Raw genomic sequence first — 14,114 nt, 5'->3', positions numbered from 1 at the left:
TTTTTTATTGTTAAAAAAATAACCTTATATGAGGTTGATGATGAATAATAGTGAATTGAGATTACAACTTGAAATGATAGATGACTTTATTGAAGAGGCTTATGAAGGCATGGTTATTGTTGATCAGTACGGCATCATCATGAGATTTAAATATGAAAAAGTACTGGGCATCAAGGAAGAAGATGCTATTGGTAGGCATGTAAAAGATGTTATCAAGACAACGAGACTTCATAAGGTATTAGAAAGTGGCCTTGCTGAAATAGGCAACATACAAGTTGTAGATAATAAGACCATGATTACTTCGCGCGTGCCTATTAAACGTGGTGATCAGATTGTTGGTGCCATTGGTACAATTATGTTTAAAGATCTTTCTGATTTAACTTGTATGTATAACCAAGTCGAGTCATTTTCAAGAGACTTGACCTCTGAGCCATCTGTTGGGAGAGGTAGATATACTTTTAGTGATTTACTAACACAGGATTCAAGTATGAAGGTCATCATAAAAAAAGCAAGAATCGCCGCTTCGAGTATGGCAAATGTTAGCATCATGGGAGAAAGCGGAACTGGTAAAGAGTATTTGGCTCATGCAATTCACAATGCCAGCAAGAGGTCTTATGGTCCCTTTGTTGAAATTAACTGTGGTGGTATTCCAGCTGAGTTAATTGAATCAGAGTTATTTGGCTATGAAGGTGGCACTTTTACAGGTGGGCTAAAATCAGGAAAAGCTGGTAAGTTTGAATTTGCAAATGGTGGCACGATCTTTTTAGATGAAATAGCTTCTATGCCGCTAGCTATGCAGGCCAAGTTGCTTAGAGTTCTAGAAGAAAGACAGTTTCAGAGAATTGGCGGTAATGAAAATATAAGAGTAGATGTCAGAATCATATCGGCCTCTAATGAAGACCTAAAAGAACTTGTAAAACAAGGTCGGTTTAGAGAGGACTTGTTTTATAGACTTGATGTGATCTCTCTTAACTTACCACCTTTAAGGGAAAGACCAGAAGATATTGACCTACTTATTAATAATTTCTTTAAGGAGTTTAATTTAAAGTATAGTAAAAATCTGAACCATATTCCCAAGAAAGTAAAGCTTGTACTCAATAAGTATGATTGGCCGGGGAATGTAAGGCAACTTAGAAACTGCATGGAAAGTTTGGTTGTTTTATCAAGCCATCCGTCTCAGTTATTTGACAATTTACCAAAAGACATTCTAGTAGAAGAAGAATCAAAATCTTTTGATTTAGATTTAAGATCTAATTTAGAAGTCTATGAGGCTGAAATAATAAAAAAGGCAGTTCTAAAGTGTTCAGGTAATAAAAGCAGGGCTGCAAAAATGTTAGGATTGCATCGATCGCTACTGTATAAGAAAATTGATAAACTAGGGATTCGTCTCTAGTTTTTACTTGTTTTAGAACTGTCATATCCCTTTTAGATATGGTATTGTAGTCATGAGGTGATAAAATGAGAAATGATAATAAGATGTCTATATTCTTATCATTGATACTCAGACATAAACCTGAGGTCATTGATATTGAGTTAGATGCTGAAGGTTGGTGTCCTGTAGAGGAACTTATTGAGAAAATAAACAAGCATGGTAAAAAACTTGATTTTGAAAGACTAAAACGAATTGTTGATGAAGATAAGAAGACAAGGTACTCTTTTTCTGATGATATGAAGTTTATCCGGGCCAATCAAGGTCACTCTGTAAAAGTTCGTTTGAATCTTGTGGCCATAAAACCACCTGAAATTCTTTATCATGGCACCAAAGAAGCCTTTGTTGAGAAGATTAGAACATCAGGTATTCAAAAAATGAAAAGGCATCATGTCCATTTGAGTAAGGACTTAGAAACGGCCACTAAGGTAGGTGCTAGAAGAGGCATTCCTGTAATTCTCATAGTGGAAGCTAGTAGGATGTATGAAGATGGTTATGTGTTTTATTGTTCTGAAAATGGTGTGTGGTTAACAAATCATGTACCCGTTTCTTATATAAAGGAGTATAAATGATTCGCTTATTAAACATGGATGATTATGAGGCTGTTTATGACCTATGGTCTAAAACAGCAGGGATGGGCCTAAGATCTTTAGATGATTCTTATGAAGGCATCGAAAGATTTCTAAAAAGAAATCCACAGACCAACTTTGTTTATGAAAAAGACGGTAAAATTGTAGGTGTTATTCTATGTGGGAATGATGGCAGAAGAGCCTATATTTATCATGCCACTGTTGATACGAACTACAGGGGGTGTGGTATTGGAAAACAGCTTGTAGATAAGGTTATAGCTGCCCTTAAGATCATTGGTATAAATAAGGTTTCCTTGGTTGTATTTAAAGACAACGAAATTGGTAATGGCTTTTGGGAATCTATTGGTTTTAAAAATAGAAATGATTTAATCTACAGGGATTTGATGATAGAATCACAAAATATCTAATCTTATATTTTTATATAAAAATATATGTTATAATGACGGAGGATTTAGAAGGAGTAGTTATGAAAAAAATAAGTATATTATTAATAATGATTATGTGCTTTACATTGATTTCTTGTGATTCAGGTATCACTACATCACTTACAAAAGAAGAACATGTAACACAAGCGATGATGAATACGTTTTCATCAGGTTCAGTAGATATGACTGCTGATATGGAAATGGGTATTGGATTTGAAACACTTATGGATACATTGTCTAGAGGGGAGTTTGGTTCTGCTGAGACAACTCTTTTATCTAATTTGGGTTTTAACATCAACTATAAGATTAAGTCTGATTTAGATCAAGGGGCCTTTGACTACAAAATCAATTATCTAATTGATTATAAAGACAAAGCTTTAATGGACACCAACCTATTTTTTAACTTAAAAAGATTTGGTTTCTCTGTAGACAATTTCTATGATGGTACTTTTGTATTTGACTTTGATAAAATCATTGAACTTTTATTAGAGCAAGAGAATATGGAAGTTTTAGCTGAAATTGATTATTCTAAGTACTTCAACATCATCTTAAGTGAAATGAAAGCATATGAAGTAAATGGACAAGATGCAGAAATGTCGATTTTATATGACCACTTCAGAGAGACACTTAGTGAAGGTGTTCAAGATGAAATGACATTTGTTAAAGAGGGCAAGGAAGTTACTGAAGATGTCCTTGTATATGATTATAAGTTTGACATCGCTAAGATTATGAATCTTTATGTAGCATACTTTGAAAGTGCGCAAAATGATGAATCAGTAAAAGAGTTTTATAAGGATTTAATCAACAAGCTTTTAGATGAAGCCATTGAATCAGGTGATTATGAACTTGTAGAGATAGACCTATTAGAATTAGAAGCTCTTAGACAAACAGTGAATCAAGACTTTGATACTTATTGGGATGAGTTTTTCGATTCATTCTTATCAGAGTTTAATACACTTCAAGACGATGTTTCTTATCAAGAGTTACAAGAGGTTTATGATTATTTCCATGTGAAGATCTATATTGGTCATAATGATGTTTTAAAATGTGTGACTTTGGATATGGATCATCCAGAAGTTGAGTTAAATGCTAAATATACCATCAATGCTATTGGTGATGATGTTGAGATTACTTACGATGAAGACAAGTTCATCCATGTATTAGATTACATTGATTTTGAAACACCGATGATTGTAAATGAAGAAGAGGCAGAAAAAATCTTAAAAGATGCTGCATTCTCTGCCATTGACGAGTTACAAAATGGTCAAGGTTTCTCAGCTTTATTTAAGGATTTGGGCCAATTTGAAAACGAATACGGCCTTGGTGTTATGGGTTTAAATGTTGCGCTTAATCAGGCCAAATCATCTTTAGAGCAAATGAACATCGTAGAGATGATCAATGAAAATCTTTCTTACATGGGTTATGATGATTCATATGAGGAGACCTATGAAGAAGAAGTCCTTCCAGAGTTAGAAAAGATCGTATTTTTGACCATTGATGATTCAGAAACAGCTGATATTATAAGAGGTGCAGCTGAGGGTCAAGGCATTGACTTTGATGTATACAAACTTGAAAATGAAGATAATCAGGCCGTTTTGGAAAAACTCTATGTAGATGGTGTCAACATGGTCTTTATTGAGGACAGACGTCTAAAAGAAGCGGCAATGGCTATTGGTGAACTCTATGAGGACTTTAAGATTGTTGCCTTATTCTCTGAAGGTGAAGACTACTTCCCATTTAACATGGCAGCTTTAGAAGTTTATGATGAAGAACCAGCATTCGCCGCAGGTTATGTAGCAGCCTTATCTTCCGAGACTGGTAAGATTGGTTTTGTTTATGGTCAGGATGATTATAAGACTAGAAATATAGCCTATGGTTTTAGAAGTGGTGCAGCCTATGCAGATGAAAGTGTTGAAGTTGTTTCCTTTATGGCAGATAGTGATGATAATGAAAGTATCGCTAAAGATATAGCTGAACAAGCACAAAATGATGGTGTAGACATCCTTTATCATGATGCTGGAAATATTGGCAATACTTTAGTTGATTTATCAGGCGACTACGACTACATGATGATTTCTAACAGTGAGTATGGTATCAACAATGAAAACACTTTAATGACTCATTTCTTTGATCTGAATGTAGTGGTTAACAACATCATTGAAAATTACAATTATGGTTACTTTGAACCTTATTATTATGTTTCTTTAGGTTCTAATGAGATGGTATTCTCTAGAAGTCAGTTATCTGATGATGTTCATGAAAAGCTTCTTTTATTAATTGAAGATGTAACCTATGGTTCTTTATACATCGAGCCGTATTATGAAGACTAATTATTTGACTCCATTCCATGAATGGAGTTTTTTTGGCTCTTATAAGGACAACTATCTTTTTAACTTTTAAATATGGTAAAATGAATTAAGGAGTAATATATGATTTATACAACAGAGAGACTGGTTATTAGACCTATAGAAGAAAGTGATGCTAAGTACCTTTATGAGATGAACAACGACCCTGAGGTTATGAGATACATTTCTACTGGACCTTTCAAGGGAACGGATATGACAAAGGTCTTAGAAACCATACAAAAGCGACAAGCCTATTATAAGGAGCATCCAGGCTTTGGTTTATGGATGATTGACTATAATGATCAGCCTGCCGGTTGGCTGATTCTAAGATTAAATGAAGAAGTTGGTGGCTATGAAATCGGATATAGGCTAAGAAAAGCCTTTCATAAGTTGGGCATCATGACTGAGGCGTGTCTTGGGCTTTTAGATTATGCAAGAAGTTTAAATGTAGATGAGATTTATGCAGTTGCACTAAGAGACAACAAGGCTTCTATTGGTGTGATGAAAAAGATTGGGATGACTTTTGACAGACAAGATAATCTGTATAATGAAGATGTAGACGTATATAGGATGAAACTATGAGTGTAACTGACTTGTTAAAAGAAGCAGGATGTGATTTTAAAGTTTATGATCATCCTCCAGTATTTACAGTAGATCAGGCAAAACAACATACCAGTCACTTGCCAGGTGTCCACTGTAAGAATCTCTTTTTAAGAAACCGAAAAGGTAAGCAACATTTCTTATTTGTATTTCAAGAAGACAGACAGGTAAATTTAAAGGATTTATCAGATAGCCTGGGGACAAGTGGCTTATCTTTTGCATCAGAAGAACGCTTGTATAAATACCTTAAGTTAAAACCAGGTTCAGTAGGACCGCTGGGACTGATTCATGATTGTAAAAAACACGTCACTGTTTATTTTGACCAGCAAATAGTAGAATCAGAATATTCGAGTTTTCATCCGAATATCAATACCCAAACCATTGTCATTAAGACCAAGGATTTGTTAAGGTTCATTGAATCGCTTGGTTATACAATTCACTATATTTAAGGGGGAAGTATGTGGACTAGAAAGAAGGGCATAGAATCGCTACATGAAGTGATAGGTGGTCAGATAATTGAAGGTAAATGGGGAAATGGCCCTTTTATTGTGATACCTTATAAATCATGGCATATCATTTTTGATTACTTTGTTGTCTCTACAGGCAAAAGTGCCATTACCTATACCCGGTTAAGAGCTGCCTTTAAAAACCCTAGCCAGTTTGAGTTGAAGTTGTCTAAAGAAGGTGTCTTTTCTAAGATAGGCAAGGCCTTAGGTGGACAAGATATTCAAATTGGTGATGAACTATTTGACCATGATTATATAGTCAAATCCAATGATGAGCTTATGGCAACCAGACTGCTTAACCACCATGAGTTAAAATCAAGAATTGATTTTCATAAGTCATTTCACTTGGATTTGATTCATAAAAACCAGATGGGTATTAAATGCCTGCCTGATGAAAGTGCTTTATCCTTTATGACGGCTCAAGTTATAAAAGATGAGCATGCCATTAAGAAGTTAGTAGAGCTTTTTGAGGTATATTTAGATGTACTTGTTGAACTAGATATAACAGGTGAGGAAACCCCTAGTACCCATTTGATTAAAGGACATGATGATGTATAGGTTTTTAAAATCACACCATCAGGCTATTAAAAAAGCGACTGAGATATTTATATCTTATCAAGCATATAGTCCTGTGATCGTAGGCACCTTTCCCATTGATATTGATATCAGTTCAAGTGATATTGATGTTATTATGCAAAGTGATGATCTAGATAGATTAAAAGACAAGCTTCATAGCGATTTTTCTTCTTATGAAGGCTTTGAGCTTTCGCACAAAGACATATTAGTTTGTCGCTTCAATCATTTAGACTTCCAGATTGAGATATATGCGACAAAAGAGCCTGTATCTTCTTTAAACAGCTACAGACATTTAATAGTAGAAAAAAGACTCTTAGAACTGTATCCAGAAACCTTTAGACAGGCAGTTATAGATTTAAAGATGTCAGGTGTTAAAACAGAACCGGCTTTTGCAAGATTACTGGGCCTAGAAGGCGATCCTTATCAAGCTCTTTTGGAACTTGAAGATATGTCGGATAAAGAATTATTAGAAATTATAGATAGGAGAATATAGTGACTTTTAAGGGATTTAGTTTGAAAGTGAGTTTACTGGTAACTACCGTTTTTTTTTCTTCTAATAGCGGTACTTAGTGGTTTAATAGGTGATATTATAGGCATGATTATTGCAGCACTAGGAATGATACTAGCTGGGATGATTGGTCTAAAAAACGATTCTTACGCGATTGTTAAGAAAAATGAAATGTACAACAGAAGTAGGAAATCTAGTGGTCTGATACTTTATTTGAACTATCTACTTATTTTCTTAGGAATTGTTATGATTTATCAACAAATAGTTTAGACACAGCCGAGGCTGTGTCTATTTCTTAGAATGGCCGTAATGGCCGATGAATTCATTTAATGAAAAGTACTTGCCAGCAGAGTAGCAAATTGGCTTGGAAAGATTATAGTCGAACTGTCCATGTTCATTCACATACTGATCGTCTACTGTAATACCGATGATTTCAGCCATAAACATGTCGTGACTACCAAGTTCTATGACCTTCGTAACTTTGCATTCTAAGCTGACAGGTGATTCTTTGATACTTGGACAAGACACATACTTACTTGCAATTGGTGTCAGATTCAAAGCTTCAAACTTGTTGATGTCTCTTCCGGAATGAATACCACAATAATCGGTTTCATACTTTAAATCCTCAGTTGTTAGGTTGATAACAAAGGCCATGTTTTCCATCAGAAGCTGATGTGAATACCTTTCTTTTCTCACAGATATATAAGTCATAGGCGGTACTGAAGACAGTGTTCCTGTCCATGCGATTGTAATGATATTGTTTTCGCCACATGTTGCCATAACAGCTGGCGCTGGAAATGTCATAGGGTGAGGCTTCTGTTCAATTCTCATATAACCATCCTTTCTCTACTGTAAATATATCATTAGTTCATAGGGATTTCAAACTCCAGTCTACCAAATGCACCTGCAGCAAGTTCGTATTTCCAAAATACGATAAAAAGCTTATTGTCTTTGAGATAAAAATCAATGTCTGATCTAACTTTAAAATCAGGTGACTTATAATCATCAAAGTATTTATTTGGGTTTTCTTTTGCATCTTCTTCGATGTCTGCAAGGACTTTTTCTGTCATGATTTCTACATAATTTTCACCCAGTAAATCTTCAAGACTTAAGATTTTTCTTTGATTAAGGTCAAGGGTGAAGTAGAGATTTTCTGCATAGACTGCTGCCAGGGTTTCATGAGTAAAAACCCTAAAAGATAGATGATTTTCATCTTGAGAGAAAACCTCATAGTCTACGGCTACCGTCATATTTTTTTCTTTATAGCCTTCTTCTGTACCACCTGTAGAGATATAGGCATCCTTGTATTCCTCAGCTCTAACTTGAGCTTCTTCTAAAATTCTTTCAACTTCTGAACTGATGGTTTCATTGATAAAATCATCTATATTACTTTCTTCAATTGAAACAGATGGAATGGTTACTGTACTTGTTATTTCATCTGTTTGATTTTCATAGGTCCTGAATGTGAGCATGCTGGCAATATCCTTTACAATAGGGATCTGCTGCATGCTTTCTGCAAAGGTATAGGATACATTTAACGACGTTGTAAATATGACTAAGGCAGCTGCTACACTTGTTAAGCTTGTTATGAATCTTTTGTTTCTCTTATGTTTTCTAATTGTTTTCTGTGTCATAAAATCTAACTCCTCTGGTATGATGATATTCTTGTACTTATTACTCATAGCTCACCTCCGGGTCAAGTTGTATTTTAAGGTCTTTCAGTATTCTGTATAGTCTTGTTTTCACAGTATTTACATTCATATTCAAGATTTCTGCCACATCTTTTATCTTCTTATCCTCAAAATACCTAAGGATAATAAGTGACCTGTCTTCTAATGAAAGACAATCAATGGCATCATAAAGGTCTATGTACTCCTTGTCTTCAGCACCTCCTGTAATGGCTTCAGGATCATAAGAGAGGTTATCCTTATGTTTTCTAAGATGGCTGATACTTGTATTGATCAGTATTCTATAAAACCAAGATTCGAAGTACTGAGTTTGAATGGATTTATGTGATTTAAGTGCTTTATAAATAGAGTCCTGTACAATATCAAGGGCATCTTCTCTTGATTTGCAGTAACTGAAAGCCACTCTATAAAATCTTTCTTGATTGTTCTGGATGTATTCTACTAGTAGTTTATAAGTTTGTCTGGACATGTCTGACTCCTTTCGTGAATTAGACACTGGTCATAGCAAAAAAGTTTTAAACTTCATGAAAAAAATATACTTTTTTTTAGAAGTTGTCAAATATTAAGATATGTTCACATCCTTTCAGTTAACTTATGATTGTACTATAATGAATGTAGTTAAGTTAAATGCCTAAGGGGGACGAATGAACGTTAAAGTATTAAAGGAAATTACAGAAATCTATGGACCATCTGGTTCTGAGCAAGCAGTTGCTGACTATATTATGGAAGCGATTAAAGACTATGTAGATGAAATATCTGTCGACAAGCTCGGTAATGTTATTGCAAGAAAAAAGGGCAATGGTCCTAAGTTAATGGTTGCTGGTCATATGGATCAAATCGGTCTTATGGTGACAGATGTTGATGATAAAGGCTTCATCAGATTAACAAACATCGGTGGTATCAACCCGTTCGTGACACATGGTGAAAGAGTTGTCTTTAAAGATGGCACGAAAGGTATTGTTTACAAAGAGGAATCTACAGAAGCAGGCAAGATGAAACTGGATAAGCTCTTCGTAGATATTGGTGCTAAGAACAAAGAAGAAGCCAATAAGAAGGTTAACATTGGAGATATCTGTGTATATGAATCTAACTTCTTAGAAAATGAACATACAGTAAGTGTTGGTGCATTAGATGATAGAATTGGTTGTTTTATCATGATTGAAGCACTAAAGCAATTAAAAACTGTAGAAAATGACTGTTACTATGTTTTCACAGTTCAAGAAGAAGTCGGTATCAGAGGCGGAAAAACTTCTGCTTACAAGGTGGATCCTGATGTAGGCCTTGCTATTGATATTACATCTTGTGGTGATATGCCTGGGTCTAAGAGATTTAAGATTGCCCTTCATGATGGTGTGGCAATTAAGGTAAGAGATAACTCTTTACTTTCACATCCAAAAGTAAATGAAAGACTTGTTGAAACATGTAAAGCAGAAGAGATTAAATACCAGATGGAAGTCTTAGAATTCGGTGGCACAGACGCAGGTGGCATCAGTCTAACTAGAGAAGGTGTACCAGCATCATGTTTATCAATACCTACAAGATATGCACATTCAGCACATGAAACTGTGTCAAAAGATGATGTAGATGCTGCAATTAAATTATTGGTCAAGGTATCGGAAAAAGCATTTGAGATCTAAATCTTAAGAAAGTATAAAATATCCATTGGATAAACAACTATTGTTTGATATACTATTAGTGAGTTTATACAAGGAGGCGTTTTATGGAATTTATTAGTTTTATACTTGCAATTGTTGCATTAGTTGGTATGTGGAAGATGTTTGAAAAAGCTGACGAACCAGGTTGGGCTGCAATTATCCCATTATATAATGTATGGGTTATGTTAAAAATTGCTGGCTTAAATCCACTATTTATCTTAGTTATGTTGATACCACTTGTGAATGTTATTTTTGGTATCTACATGTCATATAAGTTTGTGGAAGCATATGGTTTCGGTATCGGTGGATTCTTACTATACTTATTCTTCTCACCAATTATGACCATTTATATGGGCTTTAGTGAAGATGTTCAGTATGTTGGAGAAAAATACGAGAACTAATAGGAAAGCTTCGGCTTTCCTTTTTATTGGTTTAATAAGTAACCTAAGCCATAATGGCTTGAGTTCTTATAAAATATGCTAGGCCTATTTTTTTTGTTTTTAAAAGATAGAGTCCTTGAATCAGGTAAGTAATGATGTTAGAATAACAGAGACTAATTAGTCTCTAGGAGGAAAAGTGAAAACAGCATTTTATAAGATAACAGACGAAAAAAGACAGAGAATAGAACAAGCAGCCATGGAAGAGTTTTCTTGTCATTCCTTCAATGAAGCATCATTGAACAACATCATCAAAAAAGCAGGTATCTCTAAAGGCGGCATGTTTAAGTATATAGATGATAAAACAGATATCTATTTACATGTGTTTGAGATAGCCATGGAAGCTTTTTATGAGAATCAAAACAAATACCTTGATAGAAATGAAACGTGTGTGGTATCAAAGGTGTTTGACATGGTTTATAAGAGTAAAGACTTTTACTTGGATGAACCCATTTACTTTCAGCTTATAACACAAGGTTCAATTGATTTTAATTCACCTTGTTATGATCAGTTGGCAGCCATGAAACATGACTTATTGGTAGATCAAAGAAAGATTTTACTTGAAAACATTGATTGGGACAAGTACAAGACATCAAAGGATGGGGTTTTAGACTATATAGATACACTTTTTCAAGGTATCAACATCAAACTCCTGCAACTTTTAACAGGAGATGGCTACTATGATTTAGATGGTTACTTTGACCAACTATTAAATCTTAAAGATCTTGCATTAAGTGGTTTGAAAAAATAGAAGGAATGAGCTGAGCTCATTCCTTTGCCTTTAGAAGTTATATTGAATCCCTGTTAAGCTTTCGGATTTTTTCCATAGCTTTTCAGCTGTTTGAAGATCATTGGCTGCTGGTGCAGATTTTGCAATATAAGGATGTCCGGATGATTCCATAAAACCTGAAGGACCTATATACATGCCACTAGTAACACTTTCATCAGTTGCGGCTCTTAAACCTGGCATAGCACCTTGATCTGCAGTTTGAATAAGAAGGGGATAAATGATTTTTTTTACAAGATTGAAAGATGAACCTTTATCTTGATACCTACCCAAGTTGGTTTTAGCACCACCTGGATGGGCTGATACGACGGTCATATCCAACTTGTTTTTTTGAATAAGATGATTCAACTGTTTTGCAAATAATAGATTGGCTAGTTTGGATTGAGCATAGGCTACCTGGGGATCATAGGTCCTTTTTTTATTGTAAGAAAAGGAATCAAAATCAATATGCCCTTTTTTATGGAGCAGACTAGAAATAACAACAACCCTAGATTTAGGTGTGCTTTTTAAGGTATCCAGGAGTAAACCAGTGAGTGCGAAATGACCAAGATGGTTAACACCAATCTGCTGTTCGAATCCGTCAGTCGTTTTGCCATAGGGTACATTCATAATCCCTGCATTATTAAGAAGTATATCCAATTTGTTGTGTTTTGCTTTATAAGCATCTGCAAACTTCCTTACAGAATCTAGGCTTGATAAATCCAGTGCCATGACCTCTATGGATGTCTGGGGCTGATCCTTCATTATTTTTGACTTTGCCTCATTGCCTCTACTCAGTGAGCGGCAAGCAAGGATAACTCTTGCATTTTTTTTAGCAAGTACCTTAACTGATTCATATCCTAAGCCACTGTTGCCTCCTGTAACGATAACAGTTTTGCCTTTAAGTGATGGCATATCTTCTAGTTGCCATGTTTTTTTCATGATGTCTCCTTTCGTTCATGCAATTCTTTTAGCCATTATAAAGGGATAATCTGACTCATGTAAATACATGTTAGAGAACTTACTCGTTGCTATGGCTGTTGAGTAAGTATGAGTCTTTTCAATACTTACACACATTTGCATCCATGTGTAACTTCTTGTGAAGAGGTTTACATTGATGTCTAGGCTGACTATAATGTGACACATGAGTAAGTATGAGGACATTTGAAATTAGAAAAGAGGCATAAATGAACAAGAACTTAGAAAATGAAAGCATATGGAAGTTAATTTTACGATTTTCAGTTCCATCTATGATAGCCATATTGGTTTCAACTTTTTACAATATAGTAGACAGGATATTTATAGGTCAATTTGTAGGCCCTGATGCACTTGCAGGGCTGACCATTGTTTATCCAGTCATGCTGGTGATATTTGCAGGCTCAGCTTTAATCGGTAGAGGTGGTGCTAACCTTATATCCATTAACCTTGGAAAAAATGATGTGCCACAGACTCAGAAGGTTTTTACAACAACCGTGGTAACAACTGTGATATTCTCAAGTATCATGTCTCTTGTAGGTTATATCAGCCTAGGACCAATCTTAAGTTTATTAGGTGCAAGTGACTCTGTTTTTACATTTGGTTATGATTACATGTCTTATATCCTAATAGGGGTTATATGTTGGATCATGTCATTTACTTTGAGCTGTACAGTAAGAGCTGAAGGTAGGGCACCCCTTTCTATGATAGCCATGGTGGTATCTGCAGGAACCAATATCTTGTTAGACTACATTTTCATCGTTCAAATGCATATGGGCGTAAGGGGTGCAGCTATTGCAACGATTATTGCACAAGCTGTAGGCTTTTTCATTTTGGCGGCTTATTATCTACTTTCAAGTGAAGTGGTTAAGCTTAACAAAGCTTATATAAGGCCAGAACTGAAAGTGGTAAGAAAACTTTTAACAGTGGGACTGCCATCTTATTTTGTAACAGTTGGTAGTGGTATCTCCTTGATGGTTTTAAATCGATACTTAGGAGATTTTGGTGGTGTAGGTGCTGTCGCATCTATAGGTGCTATAGGTAGTTTGATGGCATTTTTCAATATACCTGTCTTTGGTATTCAAAATGGTATACAACCTATTATTGGTTATAATTACGGTGCTGGTAACTTAAATCGTGTCAGAAAGACAGTTTTGCTGTCCATGGTCATTACCTTTGCAACAGGTTCCATTATATTTGTTTTAATACGTTATCAAGCGTCTAACTTAATTTCTTTATTTCTAGATGGACAGGTTGATTATTTGCTTCAAGGTGCAAATGGCTTAAAAGTCTATTCGCTTTTAATACCCCTGACTGGCATTATTAATATATCTATAGCTTACCTGCAGTCTATAGAGGAGCCTTTGTATGCAACAGCTATCTCACTTTCAAAACAGATACTTGTTTTAATACCAGCAGTGATGATCTTTTCATCTTACTGGGGTATTCAAGGCGTGTGGTATGCAGTACCTTTTTCAGATATGATCTCTATCACTTTAGCCATATCTTTAATTTTCATGCAAAACCTAAGATCGAGAAATATGAAGCAGATTTATACTTAGGATAGACTAAAATAATTATATACATGTCCTGCATAGGTGATTGTCAAAGATT

Annotated in this window: 16 protein-coding genes; 12 read left to right on the top strand and 4 right to left on the bottom strand. The window is 35.1% G+C overall.

The window, feature by feature from the left end:
* Positions 1-40: 40 nt before the first annotated feature.
* The 8 genes from EZV73_RS00485 (at position 41) to EZV73_RS00450 (ending at position 6,964) form a co-directional block, all read left to right on the top strand.
* Positions 41-1,393 carry a sigma-54-dependent Fis family transcriptional regulator gene (locus EZV73_RS00485; RefSeq protein WP_240837266.1) on the top strand — a complete coding sequence of 451 codons (1,353 nt, stop codon included), beginning with the start codon at positions 41-43 and terminating at the stop codon, positions 1,391-1,393.
* A gap of 65 nt (positions 1,394-1,458) precedes the next feature.
* Positions 1,459-2,001 (top strand): RNA 2'-phosphotransferase, encoded by a 543-nt coding sequence (locus EZV73_RS00480; RefSeq protein WP_240837264.1) that lies wholly within the window; start codon positions 1,459-1,461, stop codon positions 1,999-2,001.
* Positions 1,998-2,426, top strand: a complete 429-nt coding sequence (locus EZV73_RS00475; protein WP_240837262.1) for a GNAT family N-acetyltransferase — start codon at positions 1,998-2,000, stop codon at positions 2,424-2,426. Before EZV73_RS00480 ends, EZV73_RS00475 begins: the two co-directional genes overlap by 4 nt.
* Positions 2,427-2,485: 59 nt before the next feature.
* A complete protein-coding gene (locus EZV73_RS00470; protein ID WP_240837260.1) occupies positions 2,486-4,774 on the top strand; it encodes a BMP family ABC transporter substrate-binding protein in 2,289 nt (762 codons plus the stop codon).
* 99 nt (positions 4,775-4,873) lie between these two features.
* Positions 4,874-5,371, top strand: coding sequence for a GNAT family N-acetyltransferase (locus EZV73_RS00465; RefSeq protein WP_240837259.1), 498 nt, complete (start codon positions 4,874-4,876; stop codon positions 5,369-5,371).
* The gene (locus tag EZV73_RS00460; RefSeq protein WP_240837257.1) at positions 5,368-5,838 is read left to right on the top strand and encodes a prolyl-tRNA synthetase associated domain-containing protein; all 471 of its coding nucleotides are present in this window, start codon (positions 5,368-5,370) and stop codon (positions 5,836-5,838) included. The genes EZV73_RS00465 and EZV73_RS00460 overlap by 4 nt, the downstream gene beginning before the upstream one ends.
* Before the next feature lie 9 nt (positions 5,839-5,847).
* Complete coding sequence (locus EZV73_RS00455) at positions 5,848-6,453, top strand: hypothetical protein (protein ID WP_240837255.1); 606 nt, start codon at positions 5,848-5,850, stop codon at positions 6,451-6,453.
* A complete protein-coding gene (locus EZV73_RS00450) occupies positions 6,446-6,964 on the top strand; it encodes a DUF4269 domain-containing protein (protein WP_240837253.1) in 519 nt (172 codons plus the stop codon). Before EZV73_RS00455 ends, EZV73_RS00450 begins: the two co-directional genes overlap by 8 nt.
* Before the next feature lie 303 nt (positions 6,965-7,267).
* Here the strand turns inward: EZV73_RS00450 and EZV73_RS00445 are convergent, their stop codons facing one another.
* From EZV73_RS00445 to EZV73_RS00435, 3 genes are read right to left on the bottom strand one after another with little or no spacing between them, the layout of a single operon-like run.
* Positions 7,268-7,810, bottom strand: coding sequence for a flavin reductase family protein (locus EZV73_RS00445; RefSeq protein ID WP_240837251.1), 543 nt, complete (start codon positions 7,808-7,810; stop codon positions 7,268-7,270).
* A gap of 32 nt (positions 7,811-7,842) precedes the next feature.
* Positions 7,843-8,661, bottom strand: a complete 819-nt coding sequence (locus EZV73_RS00440; RefSeq protein WP_240837249.1) for an RsiV family protein — start codon at positions 8,659-8,661, stop codon at positions 7,843-7,845.
* On the bottom strand, positions 8,654-9,136 hold the full coding sequence (locus tag EZV73_RS00435) for a sigma-70 family RNA polymerase sigma factor (RefSeq protein ID WP_240837247.1): 483 nt from the start codon (positions 9,134-9,136) through the stop codon (positions 8,654-8,656). The genes EZV73_RS00440 and EZV73_RS00435 overlap by 8 nt, the downstream gene beginning before the upstream one ends.
* A 175-nt stretch (positions 9,137-9,311) precedes the next feature.
* On the opposite strand from EZV73_RS00435, the gene EZV73_RS00430 reads away from it, so the two are divergent.
* The 3 genes from EZV73_RS00430 (at position 9,312) to EZV73_RS00420 (ending at position 11,510) form a co-directional block, all read left to right on the top strand.
* A complete protein-coding gene (locus EZV73_RS00430) occupies positions 9,312-10,304 on the top strand; it encodes a M42 family metallopeptidase (protein ID WP_240837245.1) in 993 nt (330 codons plus the stop codon).
* A gap of 83 nt (positions 10,305-10,387) precedes the next feature.
* Positions 10,388-10,723 (top strand): DUF5684 domain-containing protein, encoded by a 336-nt coding sequence (locus tag EZV73_RS00425; protein WP_240837243.1) that lies wholly within the window; start codon positions 10,388-10,390, stop codon positions 10,721-10,723.
* Positions 10,724-10,898: 175 nt separating this feature from the next.
* The gene (locus tag EZV73_RS00420; protein ID WP_240837241.1) at positions 10,899-11,510 is read left to right on the top strand and encodes a TetR/AcrR family transcriptional regulator; all 612 of its coding nucleotides are present in this window, start codon (positions 10,899-10,901) and stop codon (positions 11,508-11,510) included.
* Positions 11,511-11,540: 30 nt separating this feature from the next.
* Here EZV73_RS00420 and EZV73_RS00415 read toward each other — a convergent pair whose 3' ends face one another.
* Positions 11,541-12,467, bottom strand: a complete 927-nt coding sequence (locus tag EZV73_RS00415; RefSeq protein WP_240837239.1) for an oxidoreductase — start codon at positions 12,465-12,467, stop codon at positions 11,541-11,543.
* 245 nt (positions 12,468-12,712) lie between these two features.
* On the opposite strand from EZV73_RS00415, the gene EZV73_RS00410 reads away from it, so the two are divergent.
* Positions 12,713-14,062: an MATE family efflux transporter gene (locus EZV73_RS00410; protein WP_240837237.1), complete on the top strand. Its 1,350-nt coding sequence runs from the start codon at positions 12,713-12,715 to the stop codon at positions 14,060-14,062.
* Positions 14,063-14,114: the final 52 nt, after the last annotated feature.

The organism is Acidaminobacter sp. JC074 (genome assembly GCF_022496765.1).
Classification (GTDB): Bacteria; Bacillota; Clostridia; order Peptostreptococcales; family Acidaminobacteraceae; genus JABXKX01.
This window is presented reverse-complemented; position numbering and strand designations above follow the sequence as displayed.

Coding starts and splice junctions, on each gene's coding strand:
- EZV73_RS00475 (WP_240837262.1), top strand. CDS start 1,998: ATGATTCGCTTATTAAACATGGATGATTATGAGGCTGTTTATGACCTA.
- EZV73_RS00460 (WP_240837257.1), top strand. CDS start 5,368: ATGAGTGTAACTGACTTGTTAAAAGAAGCAGGATGTGATTTTAAAGTT.
- EZV73_RS00445 (WP_240837251.1), bottom strand. CDS start 7,810: ATGAGAATTGAACAGAAGCCTCACCCTATGACATTTCCAGCGCCAGCT.
- EZV73_RS00450 (WP_240837253.1), top strand. CDS start 6,446: ATGTATAGGTTTTTAAAATCACACCATCAGGCTATTAAAAAAGCGACT.
- EZV73_RS00440 (WP_240837249.1), bottom strand. CDS start 8,661: ATGAGTAATAAGTACAAGAATATCATCATACCAGAGGAGTTAGATTTT.
- EZV73_RS00470 (WP_240837260.1), top strand. CDS start 2,486: ATGAAAAAAATAAGTATATTATTAATAATGATTATGTGCTTTACATTG.
- EZV73_RS00465 (WP_240837259.1), top strand. CDS start 4,874: ATGATTTATACAACAGAGAGACTGGTTATTAGACCTATAGAAGAAAGT.
- EZV73_RS00415 (WP_240837239.1), bottom strand. CDS start 12,467: ATGAAAAAAACATGGCAACTAGAAGATATGCCATCACTTAAAGGCAAA.
- EZV73_RS00425 (WP_240837243.1), top strand. CDS start 10,388: ATGGAATTTATTAGTTTTATACTTGCAATTGTTGCATTAGTTGGTATG.
- EZV73_RS00455 (WP_240837255.1), top strand. CDS start 5,848: ATGTGGACTAGAAAGAAGGGCATAGAATCGCTACATGAAGTGATAGGT.
- EZV73_RS00430 (WP_240837245.1), top strand. CDS start 9,312: ATGAACGTTAAAGTATTAAAGGAAATTACAGAAATCTATGGACCATCT.
- EZV73_RS00480 (WP_240837264.1), top strand. CDS start 1,459: ATGAGAAATGATAATAAGATGTCTATATTCTTATCATTGATACTCAGA.
- EZV73_RS00485 (WP_240837266.1), top strand. CDS start 41: ATGAATAATAGTGAATTGAGATTACAACTTGAAATGATAGATGACTTT.
- EZV73_RS00410 (WP_240837237.1), top strand. CDS start 12,713: ATGAACAAGAACTTAGAAAATGAAAGCATATGGAAGTTAATTTTACGA.
- EZV73_RS00435 (WP_240837247.1), bottom strand. CDS start 9,136: ATGTCCAGACAAACTTATAAACTACTAGTAGAATACATCCAGAACAAT.